At 67.4% G+C, this 17495-nt stretch carries 17 protein-coding genes and 1 tRNA gene; 6 read left to right on the top strand and 12 right to left on the bottom strand.

Annotation, left to right across the window (positions count from 1 at the left end; genetic code table 11):
- Positions 1-2: 2 nt before the first annotated feature.
- From lpxA to lpxB, 3 genes are read left to right on the top strand one after another with little or no spacing between them, the layout of a single operon-like run.
- Entirely contained in the window at positions 3-809 is an 807-nt protein-coding gene (gene lpxA / locus LZD57_RS04960) for an acyl-ACP--UDP-N-acetylglucosamine O-acyltransferase (RefSeq protein ID WP_233718106.1), read from the top strand.
- Between the two features lie 4 nt (positions 810-813).
- Positions 814-1725, top strand: a complete 912-nt coding sequence (locus tag LZD57_RS04965; RefSeq protein WP_233718107.1) for an LpxI family protein — start codon at positions 814-816, stop codon at positions 1723-1725.
- A complete protein-coding gene (lpxB, locus tag LZD57_RS04970) occupies positions 1722-2891 on the top strand; it encodes a lipid-A-disaccharide synthase (RefSeq protein ID WP_233718109.1) in 1170 nt (389 codons plus the stop codon). Before LZD57_RS04965 ends, lpxB begins: the two co-directional genes overlap by 4 nt.
- A gap of 142 nt (positions 2892-3033) precedes the next feature.
- On the opposite strand, the gene LZD57_RS04975 is transcribed toward lpxB, so the two are convergent.
- From LZD57_RS04975 to LZD57_RS05010, 8 genes are all read right to left on the bottom strand, one after another.
- Positions 3034-3109 (bottom strand) — tRNA-Ala (locus LZD57_RS04975).
- A 294-nt stretch (positions 3110-3403) separates the two neighbouring features.
- Positions 3404-4009: a recombination mediator RecR gene (gene recR / locus LZD57_RS04980; protein ID WP_233718119.1), complete on the bottom strand. Its 606-nt coding sequence runs from the start codon at positions 4007-4009 to the stop codon at positions 3404-3406.
- Positions 4010-4027: 18 nt separating this feature from the next.
- A complete protein-coding gene (locus LZD57_RS04985; RefSeq protein WP_233718126.1) occupies positions 4028-4351 on the bottom strand; it encodes a YbaB/EbfC family nucleoid-associated protein in 324 nt (107 codons plus the stop codon).
- A 144-nt stretch (positions 4352-4495) separates the two neighbouring features.
- Entirely contained in the window at positions 4496-6400 is a 1905-nt protein-coding gene (locus tag LZD57_RS04990; protein WP_233718128.1) for a DNA polymerase III subunit gamma/tau, read from the bottom strand.
- A gap of 97 nt (positions 6401-6497) precedes the next feature.
- Positions 6498-6821, bottom strand: coding sequence for a type II toxin-antitoxin system RelE/ParE family toxin (locus LZD57_RS04995; RefSeq protein ID WP_233718130.1), 324 nt, complete (start codon positions 6819-6821; stop codon positions 6498-6500).
- Positions 6808-7101 (bottom strand): ribbon-helix-helix domain-containing protein, encoded by a 294-nt coding sequence (locus tag LZD57_RS05000; RefSeq protein WP_233718132.1) that lies wholly within the window; start codon positions 7099-7101, stop codon positions 6808-6810. The genes LZD57_RS04995 and LZD57_RS05000 overlap by 14 nt, the downstream gene beginning before the upstream one ends.
- Positions 7102-7183: 82 nt before the next feature.
- Positions 7184-7474: an amidohydrolase family protein gene (locus LZD57_RS05005; RefSeq protein WP_420844743.1), complete on the bottom strand. Its 291-nt coding sequence runs from the start codon at positions 7472-7474 to the stop codon at positions 7184-7186.
- Positions 7468-7836: a hypothetical protein gene (locus tag LZD57_RS05010; protein ID WP_233718133.1), complete on the bottom strand. Its 369-nt coding sequence runs from the start codon at positions 7834-7836 to the stop codon at positions 7468-7470. Before LZD57_RS05010 ends, LZD57_RS05005 begins: the two co-directional genes overlap by 7 nt.
- A gap of 180 nt (positions 7837-8016) precedes the next feature.
- On the opposite strand from LZD57_RS05010, the gene LZD57_RS05015 reads away from it, so the two are divergent.
- Positions 8017-9417: an ammonium transporter gene (locus LZD57_RS05015; RefSeq protein WP_420844744.1), complete on the top strand. Its 1401-nt coding sequence runs from the start codon at positions 8017-8019 to the stop codon at positions 9415-9417.
- A 210-nt stretch (positions 9418-9627) separates the two neighbouring features.
- The gene (locus LZD57_RS05020) at positions 9628-10635 is read left to right on the top strand and encodes a zinc-dependent alcohol dehydrogenase family protein (RefSeq protein WP_233718134.1); all 1008 of its coding nucleotides are present in this window, start codon (positions 9628-9630) and stop codon (positions 10633-10635) included.
- Positions 10636-10948: 313 nt separating this feature from the next.
- Here LZD57_RS05020 and LZD57_RS05025 read toward each other — a convergent pair whose 3' ends face one another.
- The 4 genes from LZD57_RS05025 to LZD57_RS05040 form a co-directional block, all read right to left on the bottom strand.
- A complete protein-coding gene (locus LZD57_RS05025) occupies positions 10949-11686 on the bottom strand; it encodes a DUF4396 domain-containing protein (protein WP_233718135.1) in 738 nt (245 codons plus the stop codon).
- Positions 11687-11991: 305 nt separating this feature from the next.
- Positions 11992-12225, bottom strand: coding sequence for a 30S ribosomal protein S21 (gene rpsU, locus LZD57_RS24125; protein WP_338034684.1), 234 nt, complete (start codon positions 12223-12225; stop codon positions 11992-11994).
- A 538-nt stretch (positions 12226-12763) separates the two neighbouring features.
- Positions 12764-14176 (bottom strand): cytochrome P450, encoded by a 1413-nt coding sequence (locus LZD57_RS05035; RefSeq protein ID WP_233718138.1) that lies wholly within the window; start codon positions 14174-14176, stop codon positions 12764-12766.
- A gap of 175 nt (positions 14177-14351) precedes the next feature.
- The gene (locus LZD57_RS05040; RefSeq protein WP_233718139.1) at positions 14352-14789 is read right to left on the bottom strand and encodes an acyl-CoA thioesterase; all 438 of its coding nucleotides are present in this window, start codon (positions 14787-14789) and stop codon (positions 14352-14354) included.
- A gap of 216 nt (positions 14790-15005) precedes the next feature.
- Here LZD57_RS05040 and gyrB point away from each other — a divergent pair, with 216 nt between their 5' ends.
- Complete coding sequence (gene gyrB, locus LZD57_RS05045) at positions 15006-17444, top strand: DNA topoisomerase (ATP-hydrolyzing) subunit B (protein WP_233718141.1); 2439 nt, start codon at positions 15006-15008, stop codon at positions 17442-17444.
- Positions 17445-17495: the final 51 nt, after the last annotated feature.

The raw sequence follows: 17495 nt of genomic DNA on the forward strand, positions 1-17495 counted from the left end.
CGATGAGCGAAACGACGATCCATCCCTCGGCGGTGATCGAGGCCGGCGCCGAGATCGGCGAAGGCTGCGAGATCGGACCCTTCTGCCACATCGGCCCGCAGGTCCGGCTCGGCGCGCGCAGCCGTCTGCGCTCGCACGTCGTCATCTGGGGCAACACGGTGATCGGCCCCGGCGCCCAGATCTGGCCCTTCGCCTCCCTCGGCCACGCGCCGCAGCACCTGAAATACCGCGGGGAGGACACCCGCCTCGTGATCGGCGACAACTGCCTGATCCGCGAGCACGTCACGATGAACGCCGGCACCGTGCAGGGCCGGTCCGAGACGACGATCGGCGACAACTGCGCCTTCTTCACCGGCGCCCACGTCGCCCACGACTGCGTCGTCGAGCGCAACGTCACCCTGATCAACAACGTCATGCTCGCCGGCCATTGCATCGTCGGCGAATATGCGACCGTCGCCGGCGGCTCGGGCATCCACCAGTTCACCCGGATCGGCCACCACGCCTATGTCGGGGGCCTGGCCGCCGTCGAGGGGGACGTCATTCCCTTCGGCATGGTGCTCGGCAACCGCGCCTATCTCTCCGGACTCAACGTCATCGGCATGAAGCGCGCCGGCTTCGACCGCCACGCGATCCGCAACGTGCGCCGGGCCTATCGCATGCTGTTCTCCGACGACCTGACCTTCAAGGAGAACATGGACGAGGTTCAGAGCGAATTCCCCGAAGACCCGCTGGTGCAGGATCTCATGGGCTTCATCCGCTCCGGTGGCGACCGCGCGCTCTGCTTCCCGCGGCACTCGCAGCTCTCCTGAGACGATGGATCCGCGCTTTCCCGGCGAGCCGCTCGGCCTGATCGCGGGCGGCGGGCGGCTGCCGCGGATCGTCGCCGAGGCCGCGCGGGCGCGCGGCTTCACGCCGATCGTCGTGCGGATCGCCGATGCCGAAAGCGACGACTGGGACGGCTTCGACGGCGGCTACTTTTCCTGGGGCCGCACCGGCGACGCCATCCGATTCCTGAAACGGAAGGCGGTCGCCCGGGTCGTCACCTGCGGCACGGTGAGCCGCAGGCCGGACTTTCGCTCCATGCTGCCGAGCTTCGCGACGCTCTTCCTGTTGCCCACCGCCTTTCGGATCGTGCGCGGCGGGGACGATCGGCTGTTGCGCAACGTCGCGGTCTTCCTGAAGGCGCAGGGGCTGGAGCCGCTGGCCGTCCAGGACGTCGCGCCGAAGCTTCTGGCGCCGACCGGGCCGATCGCCGGGCGCCGGCCCGACGCGGCCGAGGAACGCGCCCTTCATCTGGCACTGAACGCCGCGCGGACCCTCGGCAGCCTCGACGTCGGACAGGCCGTCGTCGCCTCGCAGGAGCGGGTGATCGCGCTGGAGGCGGCCGAGGGCACCCGCGAGATGCTTTTGCGGGTGGCGGAGCTGAAGACGCGCGGCCGGATCGGACGGGGCGAGCGGCTGGTGCTGGTCAAGGCGGTCAAGCCCCAGCAGGACGAGCGCTTCGACCTGCCGAGCATCGGCGTCTCGACGATCCGCGAGGCCGAAGGCGCCGGCATCGGCGCGATCGGCGTCACCGCCGAAAAGAGCCTGATCATCGACTGCGAGGCGCTGGTGACGGCGGCCGGCGAGGCCGGGATCGCCGTGGTCGGGCTCGCCGCCGGCGACGGCGACCCGGCAGCGGCGGCGCCGCACCATCACAATGCGCCGGGGGAGGGACAGCCATGAAGATCGCTTTCGTCGTCGGCGAACCCTCCGGAGACGCGATCGGCGCCGACCTGATCCGGGCGCTGAAGGCCCGGCTCGGCGGCGACCTCGAACTCGTCGGCCTCGCCGGCGAGGCGATGCGGGCGCAAGGGCTGCAAACGCTCTTCGACATCGACGAGCTGTCGATCATGGGGGTCTCGGCGATCCTCGCCCGGCTGCCGCAACTCGTCCGCCGCGTGAGCCAGACGGCGGAGGCGATCGTCGCGGCAAGGCCCGACGCCCTCGTCGTCATCGACAGTCCGACCTTTTCCCACCGTGTCGCCCGGCGGGTGCGGGCGAAGCTGCCGCAGGTGCCGATCGTCAACTACGTTCCGCCGACGGTCTGGGCCTGGCGGGAGGGCCGGGCGGCGAAGATGCGGCCCTATGTCGACCATGCGATCTGCGTGCTGCCCTTCGAGCCGGCGGTGATGGAGCGGCTCGGCGGCCCGCCCTCCACTTATGTCGGCCATCCGCTGATGAAGGAGCCGGGGCTCGCGGCCATCATGGCGGACGGGCGGCCGCTCGGCGAAAAGGCGGCCAAATCGCCGCCCCGCCTCGTCGTTTTGCCCGGCTCGCGGCGGGGCGAGATCGACCGGCTTGCCGGCGACTTCGGCGCCACCCTCGGGCGACTGGCCGAACTCGTTCCCGGCGTGACGGCGGTGCTGCCGACATTGCCGAGGCATCGCGAACGCATCGAGGCCGAGGTTGCGCAATGGCCGGTGAAGCCGGAGGTCGTCTTCGGCGCGGCGGCGAAGTGGCAGGCCTTTGCCGAAGCCGACGCGGCGCTGGCGGCCTCCGGCACGGTGTCGCTGGAACTGGCGCTCGCGAGAATACCCATGGCACTCGCCTACAAGCTCGACCCGGTCGCCTACCAGATCCGCCACCTGATTTCGGCCTGGACGGCGGCGATGCCGAACTTCGTCGTCGGCCATCCTTTGGTGCCGGAGCATTTCCACGAATTCGTCCGCCCGGAGCACCTCGCCCGACGCCTCGCCCGACTTCTCGCCGACACGCCGGAGCGGCGCGCCCAGCTCGAAGGCTTCGACGAGATCCGCCGGCTGATGGCGGTCGACCGCGCCCCCGGCGAGGCGGCGGCGGAGATCGTGCTGGATCTGGTCGAGAAGGGGCGGTGGGCAGGCCGCCCGTAGCCGCAAAGTCGCGGCGGCTCGCCCCTCCGACCTGCCGGACATATCCCCTGCGAGAGGGACGATCACCCTCGGGAGGATCGCGGCAGGGTCCCGACGATCCGCGCGGACGCCATCGAGAAGCATGGGCGGATTTGCGAAGAAATGGTGGAGCCAAGCGGGATCGAACCGCTGACCTCTACAATGCCATTGTAGCGCTCTCCCAGCTGAGCTATGGCCCCACTTTGCCGGCTGGCGGCGGAGACGGAACTGGGTGGCCCGTCTCGTGTGAGCGGCTTCATATTAAAGACGCGCATGGAGATCAAGCGGTTTTCATCGAAGTCTCAAAGCTTTTGCAGCGACAAGCGAACTTCGCGTCGGCGAGGGGCTCCCGCTTCTGTGACGACGCCGAGACGGGTCGGAGCGGGCGAAGCCCGATCCTCGTGATTCGTCCGGCGGACCGAAAGGTCCAGTGCCGCAGGCAACCTCGCTTCTGACGAGCTATGACTCTCGGCAGTGTCCTGCGCCGGAAGCGCTCACAGAGCCGTGCGCGAGCGCATGGCGGCGGCCAGCGTGCCCTCGTCGAGATAGTCGAGCTCGCCGCCGACCGGCACGCCGTGGGCGAGGCGGGTGACCTTGACGTCGAGGCCTTCGAGCCGGTCCATGATGTAGTGCGCGGTGGTCTGGCCCTCGACGGTGGCGTTGACGGCGATGACGAGTTCCCTGACGCCGCCGGCCTCGACCCGGTCGATCAGCTGGCGGATGGTCAGATCCTCCGGGCCGACGCCTTCCAGCGGCGACAGCACGCCGCCGAGAACGTGATAGGCGGCGTTCAGGGCCTTCGCCCGCTCCAGCGCCCAGAGATCGGCGACGTCCTCGACGACCACCACCGTCGACTGGTCGCGGGACTGGTCGGTGCAGATCGTGCAGGGATCGCGCGAATCGATGTTGCCGCAGGTCGAGCAGACGCCGATCCGGTCGCGCGCCTCGGCCATGGCGGCGGTGAGGGGCGCGAGCAGCTGCTCGCGGCGCTTGACGAGGTGCAGCGCCGCCCGGCGGGCCGAGCGGGGACCGAGGCCCGGAAGCTTGGCGAGCAGCTGGATCAGCTTCTCGATCTCCGGGCCGGCGACGGATTTTGCCATGATTGCGACGCTAGACGCTCAGAATGGAAACTTCATCCCGGCCGGAAGGTTGAGACCGGCGGTCATCTCCTGGGTCTTTTCCTGGATGGCCAGCTGCAGCTTGGCATGGGCGTCGGCATGGGCGGCGACGATCAGGTCTTCGAGAATGTCCTTCTCGTCCTCCTTCATCAGCGAGGGATCGACGACGAGCCCGGCCATCTCGCCGGTACCGCGCAGGGTGACCGTGACCAGGCCGCCGCCGGACTGGCCGGTCGCCTCGATCGTCTTCACCTCGTCCTGCAGCCCGGCCATCTTCTCCTGCATGGCCTTGGCCTGCTTCATCATGTTCATCAGGTCTTTCATCGCGGGGCTCCTCGGTCGGATCGAAGGGTGGCGGTTGCGCCGGCACTCGGGTGAGTAGAGGCGATATAAGGACGACGCGTCCGGGCTTTGAGGGTTTGCGGCGAAGCTTTCGCCATCGGCCGGCTTCGAAAGCCGCTATTCGGCTCAGTCGTCCTCGCCGAACGCGTCGAATTCGTCGGGATCGCCGGTGAAATCGTCGGCCGGGCCGGCAATTGCCGTTGCGGCCTCCTCGTCGCTCTCGCCGCGCAGGGTGACGTTGGTGATCTTCGCGCCGGGAAAGCTCGCGAGGATCGCCGCGACCTCGGGATCGGCCGCCGCGTCGTCGATCAGCGAGGCGCGCTTTCGTGCGTCGCGCTCGTCGAGCGTCGGCTCGCCGCCGACGGACGAGACGGTGACCACCCAGCGCTGGCCGGTCCACAGATGCAGGCGCTTGGTCAGGTCGCCGATCAGCGTTCCCGGTGCTCCCTCGGCCAGCCCCACCTCGATGCGTCCCGCCTGGAAGCGCACGGGCCGCAGATAGCGGCGGATCGACACGCGCATCAAAGAATCGCGCCGGTCTTCGGCGAGCTTCGCCAGGGCCTCGATGCCGGCGATGGTCACCTCACCGGGCGAGGCCTGAGGCGAGGCCTGGGGGCTTTGCTGCGGTCTCGGCCGCATGTCCATGCGCGCGCCGCCGCCGACGGCGGATGCAACGAGGCGCGGCGGCGAAAGGGCTGCATCGGCCAAGGAAGATGCATCCGTGGCGGCCGAACGGGAAGGGGCAGGCGGCGGCGCCGCACTCTCCGGCGCGCCGTTGCCCCCGTCCTGCGGCGCAGCGCCAGGGGTGGCCGCCGCCGGGAGCTTGCCGGAGCCGCCTTCGCGCAGCATCCGCAACAGATCGTCGGGGGAAGGAAGATCCGCCGCATGGGCGATGCGGATCAGCGCCATCTCGGCCGCCTGGCGCGGCGTCGTCGTGTTGCGCAACTCTTCGCTGGCCTTCAGCAGCATCTGCCAGATCTGGCCGAGCGTGCGGATCGACAGCTTCTGGGAAAGCTCCAGCCCGCGCTCGGCCTCGATCGGCGAAACGGCGGCGTCGTTGGTCGCTTCCGGCACGTAGCGCAGCGTCGTGACGAGATGGGTGAAGTCGGCGAGTTCGGAGATCACCACGGCCGGATCGGCGCCGGAGGCATATTGCTCGCGCAGCTCCTTCAGCGCGCCAGCCGCATCGCCCGCCATCAGCGTTTCGAACAGGTCGATGATCCGCACCCGGTCGGCGAGCCCCAGCATGTCCCGGACGGCGAGGGCCGTGACGGTGCCGGCGCCATGGGCGATCGCCTGGTCGGTCAGGGACAGCGCATCGCGCACCGAGCCCTCGGCGGCTCGGGCGACGAGCCGGAGCGCGTCGTCCTCGACCGAGACGTTTTCGGCCGCGGCGATCTTCTGGAGGTGGTGGATCAGCGTCGCCGACTCGACGCGGCGAAGGTCGAAGCGCTGGCAGCGGGACAGGACGGTGATCGGAACCTTTCGGATCTCCGTCGTCGCGAAGACGAATTTCACGTGCTCCGGCGGCTCTTCCAGCGTCTTCAAGAGGCCGTTGAAGGCCTGGTTCGACAGCATGTGGACTTCGTCGATGATGTAGACCTTGTAGCGCGCCGAGACCGGGCGGTAGCGCACCTGGGCGATGATCTCGCGCACGTCGTCGATGCCGGTGTGGGAGGCGGCGTCCATCTCGACGACGTCGACGTGCCGGCCTTCCATGATCGCCTGGCAGTGGACGCCGGGACCGCTCATGTGGATCGTCGGCTGGTGTATGTCGTCGGTCTCGTAGTTCAGCGCCCGGGCCAGGATGCGCGCCGTCGTCGTCTTGCCGACCCCCCGGACGCCCGTCAGCATCCAGGCCTGGGCGATCCGGCCGGTCTCGAAGGCGTTGGTGAGGGTGCGCACCATCGGCTCCTGGCCGATGAGATCGTCGAAGGAGAGCGGCCGATATTTGCGCGCGAGCACGCGGTAGGGCTCGGGTCTGCCGGCCTCGGCCGGGTTTTTCGTCTCGGTGCCCTCGGTTTCGCTCATGATGCCGCTTCAGCCGATCCTGATCTTCGCTGTGTGTCGTTCTGACGGGATCGGGGGGCGGGCGCAAGGGTGGTCGGATGCCGTCGAGTCTTGCCAGCTACTCGGGATCGAAGCGCCCCTTCTTGAACAGGACCTCGTAGTTTTGGCCGCGCGGGAAAATATTGGTGATCTCGACCACGTCGGTCACCCGATAGAGGATGAGCGCCTTATCCTCGAAAGGGACGCTTCGCAGGCCGACTTCAAGTTCGTCTCTTCGACGCCCGCCGCGTGGAGCATCGCCGATTTTTCGGCACCGAAGGACGATACGATCGACATATCGTTCTGCCACAAGAGAACTTTGGCTGAGCTGGGCAACGGCCTCGAGAATTTCATTCAGATCGGCAAGCGCTTCAGGTCGATAGATGACCTCAACGCGTTTCATCGGCGGCGGCTGCTTTTTCGCGCTCAGTCATGTATTCGCGCATCCGCGTGCGGAGTTCCGCTTCCGTGAGGCTCGGACGAGGGTCTTCAAGCGATCTGCGGATGCGGGCTCGAATGGCGTCGAGCTGCCGTTCATCCTCCTCCCGCTCTCGCTGCCACGCCCGAACCGCTTCCTGCAGCGCCTCGCTCTCCGAGCCGAACTCTCCCGCCTCGACGGTTTCGCGGATCGTCCGCAGCATCTCGGCGGGCAATTCGACGCTCAGCTTTTCTGCAACGGCCATGGCGCGCTCCTCAGGATCTTGCAAGCCAAGATAATCGAGACGCGCGCCTTTTGCACGGGACCCGGCGCCGGCCGGTCCGGCCTCAGATCCTCAACAGCCGCCGCGCGTCCTCCTTCAGGATCAGCGGGCGCACCTCGTCCTTCATCTCCAGCTTCTCGAAGTCGGCGAGCCAGCGGTCCGGCTCGATCACCGGCCAGTCGGAGCCGAACAGCATCTTATGGCGGAGGATCGAGTCGGCGTCTTTGGCGAGGATCGGCGGGAAGTATTTCGGCGGCCAGCCGGACATGTCGATATGAACGTTCGGCTTGTGCTGGGCGATCGCCGGGGCCTCCTCCTGCCAGGGGAAGGAGGGGTGGGCCATGATGATCAACATGTCGGCAAAGTCGACGGCGACGTCGTCGAGATGGATGGGATCGGAACCGGCGGGACGAGCCCGGCGGATCCCGGGTTTTCGCCGATGGTGATCGGGGCGGAAAGCGAGCCCGGCTGCAGCCGCTCCTCGGCGAAGAGCGCGAAGAACTTCTCGAAGGCGGCGATCTGGACAGCTCGCTCAACCAGCGGGCCATGCCTGCCGATCGCCAGCCCTCCTCGCCGCCCTCCAGGACGACGCCGCTCCTCGCCTGATCCGCATTCGAAGCGGATCTGCTCACGACTTGCCGAACCAATGGCAAGATCGCGGCAGCATCGCGGCCAAAACCGATCCGGCTGCTGCAAAAAGAGCAGATTGCCTATCACGAAGGCGTATGACGAAAAATTATGCAGTTAAGCAGGAGGTTCTGCGGCTGGAACCGCCCTCTTTTAGGCAATTTCCCCAGCGGGGCGAGTTGGCACGACTTTTGATTAGGAGTGAGCGGGCCCGGAGTTTCAAAGGCGCCAGCCGCAAGGGTCGGTCAACGATCGGAAGTACGAAAAAAGATGATGAGACCATTCTTCAACGCACGAACGCTCGCCGCCACGGGCCTGGGGCTCGGCGCGCTCGCGCTCGCCTGTCACCCCGCCCTCGCTCAGGACGCCCAGGCGACTGCGAGCGCGGCCACCGACGCGGCTGCTCCGGCCGCGAGCACCGTCGACAAGGGTGACGTCGCCTGGATGATGACGGCGACCCTTCTGGTCCTGTTCATGACGATGCCGGGCCTGGCACTGTTCTATGGCGGCCTCGTCCGGGCCAAGAACATGCTGTCCATCCTCATGCAGTGCACGATCATCACCGGCGTCGTGATGATCGTCTGGACCCTGTGGGGCTATTCCTTCGCCTTCGGCGGCGGCACCAGCTATTTCTGGGGCGGCTTCGGCAAGCTGTTCCTGGCGGGCGTGACCACCGATTCCAAGTCGGCGACCTTCACCGACGGCGTCGAGATCCCCGAATATCTCTTCATCGTCTTCCAGATGACCTTCGCGGTGATCACCCCGGCGCTGATCGTCGGCGCCTTCGCCGAGCGCATCAAGTTCTCGGCCGTCGTCGTGTTCACCATCCTGTGGGTGACCTTCGTCTATTTCCCGGTCGCGCACATGGTCTGGGACGGCTCCGGCCTGATCTTCAACGGCGTCCTCTCCGGCGGCGTCGGCGCGCTCGACTTCGCCGGCGGCACGGTCGTCCACATCAATGCCGGCATCGCCGCCCTGATCGGCTGCATGTTCGTGGGCAAGCGGACCGGCCTCGGCAAGGACATCATGGCGCCGCACTCGATGACGCTGACCATGGTCGGCGCCTCGATCCTGTGGGTGGGCTGGTTCGGATTCAACGCCGGCTCCAACCTCGAATCCACCTCGGCGGCGGTCCTGGCGATGATCAACACCTTCACGGCCACGGCCGGCGCCCTCGTCGCCTGGTGCGTGATCGAGTCGATGATGCGCGGCAAGGCCTCGATGCTGGGCGCTGCCTCGGGCATCGTCGCCGGCCTCGTCGCCGTGACGCCGGCCTGCGGCACGATCGGCCCGGTCGGCGCCATCGTCCTCGGCGCCATCGCCAGCTGCATCTGCTACTTCTTCGTCTCCGTGGTGAAGAACGCGCTGAAATACGACGACAGCCTCGACGTCTTCGGCGTCCACGGCATCGGCGGCATCGTCGGCGCGATCGGCACCGGCATCTTCACCTCGACCTCGCTCGGCGGCATCGGCTATGCCGAGGGCGTGACCATGGCGGGCCAGGTCTGGGCGCAGATCGTCGCGGTCCTGATCACCGTCGTTTGGTGCGGCATCGGTTCGGCGATCTTCTTCGCCATCACCAAGGCGCTCGTCGGCCTGCGTCCGACGATGGAAGAAGAGCGCGAGGGTCTCGACCTCATCTATCACGGCGAGGCGGCCTACCACTCGTAAGCCTCCGGTCCCTGCCGCCCTGTCTTCTCGGGGCGGCGGCAGACCAGACCTTCGGCCCGCGGATCGGCGACGATCCGCGGGCCTTGTCGTTTCGGCGGTGCGGACGCAGCGTTTCCTTGCCAAGCGCCGTCTGCCTCTAGCTCCTCTGCCGATACCGGCGGTTCCGGCCTCGTTTCGGACCGCCCGAGACATGGAAGAGGACATGATCCGATGAAGGCCATCAAACTGGCAAAGCCCGGCGGTCTCGACCGTCTTTCCCTCGTCGAGATGGAAGATCCCGGCGATCCGCGGCCGGGCGAGATCCGCGTCCGGCTGCGGGCGAGTTCGCTCAATTTCCACGATTACGGCGTCGTCTCCGGAAAGATGCCGACCGCGGACGGCCGCATCCCGATGTCCGACGGGGCCGGCGAGGTCGAGGCGGTCGGCGAGGGGGTCGACGAATTCCGGCCCGGCGATCACGTCGTCTCGGGCTTTTTTCCGAAGTGGCAGGATGGCGAAGCGGCCGTCGCCGATTTCACCACGACGCCCGGTGACGGCGTCGACGGTTATGCCCGCGAGGCGGTGGTCCGGCCGGCGACCTGGTTCACCCATGCGCCCAAGGGCTACGGCCATGCCGAGGCGGCGACCCTGACGACGGCGGGCCTGACGGCTTGGCGGGCGCTCGTCGTCGACGGCGGCCTGAAGGCGGGCGACACGGTGCTGACGCTCGGCACCGGCGGCGTTTCGATCTTCGCGCTGCAGATCGCCAAGGCGATGGGCGCGCGGGTGATCTCGACCTCTTCGTCGGACGCAAAGCTCGAACGGCTGACGAGCCTCGGCGCCGATCATGTGATCAACTACGAGACCACCGAGGACTGGGGGAAGGTGGTCCTCGACCTGACCGACGGCCGCGGCGCGGACGTCGTCGTGGAGGTCGGCGGACCGAAGACCCTCGGCCAGTCGATCACCGCCTGCCGCATCGCCGGCCACATCGCCCTGATCGGCGTCCTGACCGGCCGCTCCGGCGAAGTGCCGACGGCGGCGCTGATGGCGAAGCAGCAGACGCTGAAGGGCCTCATCGTCGGCAGCCGCACCCATCAGCGGGATTTCGTCCGGGCGCTGGAGGCGACGGGCGTCAAGCCGGCGATCGATCGGAGCTTCGGCCTCCCCGAGATCGCCGATGCCTTCCGGCACGAGGAGTCCGGTGCGCATTTCGGCAAGATCGTGTTGGAAATTTGAGGAAGGGCTTCGAGCCCTTTTGGGCGAGCGTTTCGGCAGCTCGCCCCCCTCTGCCCTGCCGGGCATCTCCCCCACAAGGGGTGAGATCGGCGGTTTTGGGGGCGGCCGATCCCTGTCGGCGTCGATGCTGTTATCGACGACCATGCCAGAGCATCAACGCATCAAAGGATCGAGAGGCAGTCGCGCAAGGTCGATCTCCCCCCTTGTGGGGGAGATGCCCGGCAGGGCAGAGGGGGGTGCCTCGGCGCATACTTGAGACAAGGATCTGCGGGACGATCGCAGCCGGCCCCAGCGAACGCGCGACCTATCCCCCCTACATCGCCTCCTTGATGCCCTTGTCGATCAGCCAGATGTTGACCGGATAGGCGGTGAGGAAGCCGCAGAGCATGGCGATCTGCATCATGAACCAGAACTCGACGCTGTCGACCTCGAGCTTGACGCCGATGAGGCTGCCGAAGATCCAGAAATGGGCGATCGCCATGAAGCCGTACATGCCGACCTGCCAGGACGTCAGCGACAAGGTGTCGGCCTTCAGCGCCGCGACGATGCCCTGGCCGGGGGACATGTCCTCGTTCATCGGCTTGATGGCGAAATACTGGAAAACGATGCCGAAGCCGAAGGCGAGGATATAGTCGAGGATCCAGACGGCGAAAATCTTCTCGGAAAACAGGCTCTGCCAGCCGAACCAGACCGCGATGGCGGGGATGAGGAAGGCCAGCCATTCGGCGCAGATGTCGCCGAGGGTGCAGCCGGCACCACAATGGGCGGCACCCTTGCCGACGCTGGCGTAATGGGGCGTCTCGGTCTTCGAGGGCATCGGCTCGTCCGCCTCCATCGCCGGCATCGCGCGGCTATGGGCGGCGAGCTTGCCCCATTTGCGATAGGCCCAGACGGCGAGCGGCCCGGCATAAAGGCCGGTGATCGGCCAGACGACGTTCATGATCGCCATGTGCTGGGGATCGCGCCGCGTATCGATCAGAATGTAGAGGGCGGAGAGGGCGCCGACGACGAGCGCGACGATCGCCAGAACGTGCAGCCAGGTGGGGATCAAAATGGGCCTCCAGATCGCGTTGCGAGCGAAGGCGGGCGCGATCTGCCCAAAAACGCCGCGCCCCGCGCGGTCCGGCGATCGGTTTCGATCACGGGGCCGCGCGGGGCGGGCGGAAATGCTCCCGGTCTCCTGCGTCGGACCGGCCGGCCCGGCGCCTTGCGGAGATGTCTGCCGGTCGGCCCGCCTCACGCCCTGATGGCTTGCGGCGCGGCCCTCGGTCGTTCAGATGCCGTCTGCCGCGCTGCTTCGAGGGGCGAATGATCCCGTCGGCTGATCGTTCCGGCGGAGATGCTTAGCCGTATGGCTCAGCCGGCGGCGCGGCGCTTCGGCCCGGGCAGCAGACCTTCGCGCTGCGCCTGCTTGCGGGCAAGCTTGCGCGAACGGCGGATCGCCTGCTGCTTCTCGCGGGCGCGGCGCTCGGAAGGCTTCTCATAGGCGCGGCGCGCCTTCATCTCGCGGAAAACGCCCTCGCGCTGCAGCTTCTTCTTCAGCGCGCGCAGGGCCTGATCAACATTGTTGTCTCGAACGTCGACTTTCAAAGCGACTCCCTTCTCTTCCTCAACGACGGGAGCCGACGGCGGTCGGCCGACGGCTCCGGCTACGGTTTGAAACGCGGGAGACGACGCCCTGCGGCATCGCGGAGCTTCCGCGCCTTGCTCATTCTTCTTCGCGGCAACGCCGAACGACCGGCTGACCGGCCACTTCCTGCCCACCGCGCGGTCGGCCTTGCGACCGTCCATGCCTCGGCTCGCTCTGCCTTTGCAGGGGAGCATCGACGTCTTGCCATCACTGGCGGATCGAACGCACCGGCGGCCCGCAAGTCGCTCCTGGAAGGCCAGCGCCTTCCGCGACCGATTCGGACCGAGGCATCCCCAAGAGCGTTTCGTCCCGAACGATCGGCGAAACCGGGATGACCGGTGTGTCAAAGCGTCTGACGTGCCCGCTTCAGGACCTGAAGGCAAAGCGGAATGCGCATCAAAGCAAGACCACGGTCGGTCATATAGGACAAAACCGCCACGATCGCAAATGACGATCGCGGCACGATCGGCCAGCCCCCGCCGCGCTACAGGCCCACGATCACCGCCGACGAGACAGGCGCATCGGCAGGCCGCCGTCCGGCTGGACGGTGATCCGCTGGACGACCTCCGGCGGCTTTCGCCCGTCATAGTCGAAACGCAGATGTTTCAGGAGCAGCGCCAGGGCGATGACCCCCTCCTGGATGGCGAAACTCGCGCCGATGCAGACCCGCGGGCCGACACCGAAGGGCAGATACTGGTAGCGGTCGATCCTGTCGCGGTTCTCCGGCAGGAATCGACTCGGCATGAAATGGTCCGGCCGGTCCCACAGCATTTCGTGGCGATGGACGAGCCAGGGCATGACGAGGAGGGTCGAGCCGGCGGGAATGTCGACGTCGCCGACCCGGTCGGGTTTGAGCGCCGTGCGGTTGAGCGAGGGGGCGGGCGGATAGAGCCGCATCGCCTCTTCGAAGGCGGCCTTGGTGTGGACGAGGGCGTCCGACCACTGGCTCGGATGGGTCAGCGTCGGCAGCACCTCGTCGATCTCCTTCTCGACCAGTGCCCGTTCGTCCGGCGCCTGGCTGAGAAGATACAGCGTCCAGGCGAGCGAGCGGGCGGTCGTCTCGTGGCCGGCGCCGATGAAGGTGATGATGTTGTCCTCGATCTCCTCGTTCGACAGCCCTTCGGCCTTGATGAGGAGTGTCAGGAGATCGTTGGGCGTGCCGTCCGGATCGCGCGCCAGCCTGTCGCGGCGCTTTTCGATCGTCTCGGCGATGAGGGAGCGGAAGAAGTTCATCGACTTGCGGCCGCGCAGCCGGCGCAGGCGGGGGAGAAAGGCCGGTGCGTTCAGAAGGTCGAGCGGATCGACCCGGCCCATCGAGCCGAGGAAGTCGCGGGTCGAGCGGGCAAAGCCCTCCGGCTCCGAGGCGATGTCGCCGGAAAACAGTGTTTCCTGGAGAATGTCGAAGGTGAGAAGCGTCATCTCGTGCGAGGCGTCGACGGTGCGCCCCTCGCTACGGGCCGCGAGATTTTCGGCGAAGAGTAACGAGCGGGCTTCCATCTGCTCGGTGAATCCGGCGATATGGCGCGGCGTGAACACCGGCGCGATCGCCTTGCGGGTGCGCCGCCAGAGTTCGCCCTCGGCGGTGAGGAGCCCGTCGCGCAGGAGCGGACGCAGGATGCGCTGGCGCAGCGGCTGCATCACGTAGTTTTTGGCGTTTTCGACCAGGCAGTAGCGGATGCCGGCGGGATCGTTGACGACGACGTTCGGCACGCCGAGCCAGGCGCCGCGGATATAAGGCTCCTTGAAGGCGCGCGTGCCCCAGATCTCGATCGGATTGCGCGTGGCGGTGCGGATGAAGCTCGCAAAGCCGAGCGGCTGGGAATGCGGCACCGGCGCCGGCGCGCGGAACGGGCGGCCCGCGGGCGTCTCGGCGGGCCGGGGCGCCGCAGGCGCCGTGGCTGTGTTGGACATGATCGCTGCTCGCATGTGTTGACGGCGGCCGCCCGGCCCGTCGCATGTCGGATCACGGTGGGCGGCACTCTTCCGGTCATATGGGTGGGCCCGGGCAACGCGTCGAGCGCAGCGATCGTCGCGGAGGGGCGAGAAGCGGTCGGGCGCCCGTGGTCCCGGCCCGTGGCCTCAACGATCAGCCGCCGGCCTCGCCCGCCGTTCCGATCGCCAGCGCCGACAGCCGTTCGCGCGTCTCCTGCGGCAGCGGGGTGGACTTGCGCGTCGCCTCGTCCATCAGCACGATCACCGTCTCGGCGCTCGCACAGAGGCGTTCGTTCTGGAACAGCGCCTGCCGCAGCCGGATCGAACTCGTGCCGATCCGTTCGACCCCGGTGCCGATCACGACCTCGCCCGGCCAGTTCACTTCGCGGCGAAAGTCGATGGTGATGCGCGCCAGAACGAAGGCCGTGCCGGGGGGCGGCGGTGCTTCGCCGACATGCAGGAGTTCGACCCGGCCGGTCTCGAAGAAAGTCGAGAAAACGGCGTTGTTGACGTGACCGAGCCGGTCGGTGTCGCCGTAGCGCAGCTTGTCGCGGGTCTTGAAGGCGAAATCGTCGAGCGTCGGTTCGGTCACGGATTCGGCGTCCTTTCATGGGATCTGAGAGCTCGTGCGGGCGGCGCATCAGCGGCGCCCGCGGCGGCCGGCTGCGGCGCAATGCCTGCCCGGGCGGTGAGGGGGGCGACGGCGCGATGGAGGCGCTTTCGCCAACGGGGATGAATCCCTATATAAAAGCTTCAAATCCGGCCGATTCGCGAGCCTCTTGCGGCCGGCCCGAGACCAAGGACCATCATGTCAGCCATCCCCGAGACCGATCCCCTTGCCAATGCCGAATACGGCGCCGATTCGATCAAGGTATTGAAGGGTCTGGATGCCGTGCGCAAGCGCCCCGGCATGTATATCGGCGACACCGACGACGGCTCGGGCCTGCATCACATGGTCTACGAGGTGGTCGACAACGCCATCGACGAGGCCCTGGCCGGCCATGCGACGCTGGTGACCGTGACGCTCAACGCCGACGGCTCCTGCACCGTCACCGACAACGGCCGCGGCATTCCGACGGACGTGCATACGGGCGAGGGCGTCTCGGCGGCCGAGGTCATCATGACCCAGCTCCATGCCGGCGGTAAGTTCGACCAGAATTCCTACAAGGTCTCCGGCGGTCTGCACGGCGTCGGCGTCTCGGTGGTGAACGCCCTGTCGAGCACGCTGAAGATGAAGATCAGGCGCAAGGGCCAGATCCACGAGATGTCCTTCACCCACGGCGTGCCCGATGCGCCGCTGGCGGTGACGGGCGATGCCGGCGGCGAGACCGGCACGGCGATCACCTTCATGCCGTCCTTCGAGACCTTCAAGGGCGTCACCAGCTTCGACTACGGAACCCTCGAACATCGCCTGCGCGAACTGGCCTTCCTGAATTCGGGCGTGCGCATCGTCCTGACCGACAAGCGGCCGGCCGACGAGAAGAAGATCGAACTGTTCTACGAGGGCGGGCTCGAGGCCTTCACCCGGTATCTCGACCGCTCGCGCAAGCCGCTGATCCCCGAGCCGATCGTCACCACGGGCGAGAAGGACGGCATCGTCGTCGAGGCGGCGCTGTGGTGGAACGACAGCTACAACGAGACGGTGCTCTGCTTCACCAACAACATCCCCCAGCGTGACGGCGGCACCCACATGGCCGGCTTCCGCGGCGCACTGACCCGCCAGGTGACCGGCTATGCCGAGGCCTCCGGCATTTTGAAGAAGGAGAAGGTCTCGCTGACCGGCGACGACTGCCGCGAAGGCCTGACCTGCGTCCTCTCCGTCAAGGTGCCTGACCCGAAATTCTCCTCCCAGACCAAGGACAAGCTGGTCTCGTCCGAAGTGCGGCCGGTGGTCGAAAACCTCATCAACGAGGCGCTCTCCACCTGGCTGGAGGAGCATCCGCAGGAAGCCAAGGTGGTGATCGGCAAGGTCGTCGAGGCGGCTTCCGCCCGCGAGGCGGCGCGCAAGGCGCGCGACCTCACCCGCCGCAAGGGCGCGCTCGACATCACCTCGCTGCCCGGCAAGCTCGCCGACTGCCAGGAGCGCGATCCGGCGAAATCGGAGATCTTCATCGTCGAGGGCGATTCCGCCGGCGGCTCGGCCAAGGGCGCGCGGTCCCGCCAGAACCAGGCGATCCTGCCGCTGCGCGGCAAGATCCTCAATGTCGAGCGGGCCCGCTTCGACCGCATGCTCGGCTCCGACCAGATCGGCACGCTGATCACCGCGCTCGGCACCTCGATCGGCAAGGACGAGTTCAACCCGGACAAGCTGCGCTACCACAAGATTATCATCATGACGGACGCCGACGTCGACGGCGCCCATATCCGCACGCTGCTCCTCACCTTCTTCTTCCGGCAGATGCCGGTCCTGATCGAGCGCGGCCACGTCTTCATCGCCCAGCCGCCGCTCTACAAGGTGACGCGCGGCAAGCAGAGCCAGTATCTGAAGGACGAGAAGGCGCTCGAAAACTACCTGATCGAGGGCGGCCTCGACGACGCCTCGCTGACCCTGCCGAACGGCGAGGTCCGCACCGCCCGCGACCTTCGCGGCGTCGTCGACGATGCTCTGGCGGTCCGCCAGGTGCTCAACGGCCTGCATTCGCGCTACGACCGCTCCGTCGTCGAGCAGGCGGCGATCCTCGGCGCTCTGGCACCGGAGGTCGCCGACCATCCGCAGGAGGGACCCGCCACGGCGGGGCGCATCGCCGAGCGGCTTGACCTCATCGCCGAAGAGACCGAACGCGGCTGGACCGGCGAGGCGGCCGACGGCGGCTATCGCTTCACCCGCGTGGTGCGCGGCGTCACCGAGCTTCGCATCCTCGACGCGGGCCTTCTTCATTCCGCCGACGCGCTGCAGCTGATGCGCCACGCGCCGCGGCTGAAGGAGGTCTATGACGGCGGTGTCCCGGTGCTCAGGCGCAAGGAGACCGAGCGGCCGATCGCCGGGCCGCTGGAGCTTCTCATCGCCGTCTTCGAGGTCGGCCGGAAGGGCATCGCCACCCAGCGCTACAAGGGCCTCGGGGAGATGAATCCCGAGCAGCTGTGGGAGACCACCCTCGATCCGGAGGCCCGCACCCTCGTCCGCGTCAGGGTGCAGGACGCGACCGATGCCGACGAGATGTTCGCCAAGCTGATGGGCGACGAAGTCGAGCCGCGCCGCGAATTCATCCAGGACAACGCGCTGAAGGTGGCGAATCTGGATATTTGAGTGAGGGCACCATCGGGCTCGCCTCGCTTCGCATGGGAGCCCCGAGAGTAT

This window comes from Jiella avicenniae, from assembly GCF_021390325.1.
Lineage (GTDB): Bacteria > Pseudomonadota > Alphaproteobacteria > Rhizobiales > Rhizobiaceae > Jiella > Jiella avicenniae.

What these genes read in the sequence shown, in the direction of transcription:
- lpxA (WP_233718106.1), top strand. Translation starts at nt 3, where the DNA reads ATGAGCGAAACGACGATCCATCCCTCGGCGGTGATCGAGGCCGGCGCC.
- LZD57_RS04965 (WP_233718107.1), top strand. Translation starts at nt 814, where the DNA reads ATGGATCCGCGCTTTCCCGGCGAGCCGCTCGGCCTGATCGCGGGCGGC.
- lpxB (WP_233718109.1), top strand. Translation starts at nt 1,722, where the DNA reads ATGAAGATCGCTTTCGTCGTCGGCGAACCCTCCGGAGACGCGATCGGC.
- recR (WP_233718119.1), bottom strand. Translation starts at nt 4,009, where the DNA reads ATGGCAAAATCCGTCGCCGGCCCGGAGATCGAGAAGCTGATCCAGCTG.
- LZD57_RS04985 (WP_233718126.1), bottom strand. Translation starts at nt 4,351, where the DNA reads ATGAAAGACCTGATGAACATGATGAAGCAGGCCAAGGCCATGCAGGAG.
- LZD57_RS04990 (WP_233718128.1), bottom strand. Translation starts at nt 6,400, where the DNA reads ATGAGCGAAACCGAGGGCACCGAGACGAAAAACCCGGCCGAGGCCGGC.
- LZD57_RS04995 (WP_233718130.1), bottom strand. Translation starts at nt 6,821, where the DNA reads ATGAAACGCGTTGAGGTCATCTATCGACCTGAAGCGCTTGCCGATCTG.
- LZD57_RS05000 (WP_233718132.1), bottom strand. Translation starts at nt 7,101, where the DNA reads ATGGCCGTTGCAGAAAAGCTGAGCGTCGAATTGCCCGCCGAGATGCTG.
- LZD57_RS05005 (WP_420844743.1), bottom strand. Translation starts at nt 7,474, where the DNA reads ATGTTGATCATCATGGCCCACCCCTCCTTCCCCTGGCAGGAGGAGGCC.
- LZD57_RS05015 (WP_420844744.1), top strand. Translation starts at nt 8,017, where the DNA reads ATGATGAGACCATTCTTCAACGCACGAACGCTCGCCGCCACGGGCCTG.
- LZD57_RS05020 (WP_233718134.1), top strand. Translation starts at nt 9,628, where the DNA reads ATGAAGGCCATCAAACTGGCAAAGCCCGGCGGTCTCGACCGTCTTTCC.
- LZD57_RS05035 (WP_233718138.1), bottom strand. Translation starts at nt 14,176, where the DNA reads ATGTCCAACACAGCCACGGCGCCTGCGGCGCCCCGGCCCGCCGAGACG.
- gyrB (WP_233718141.1), top strand. Translation starts at nt 15,006, where the DNA reads ATGTCAGCCATCCCCGAGACCGATCCCCTTGCCAATGCCGAATACGGC.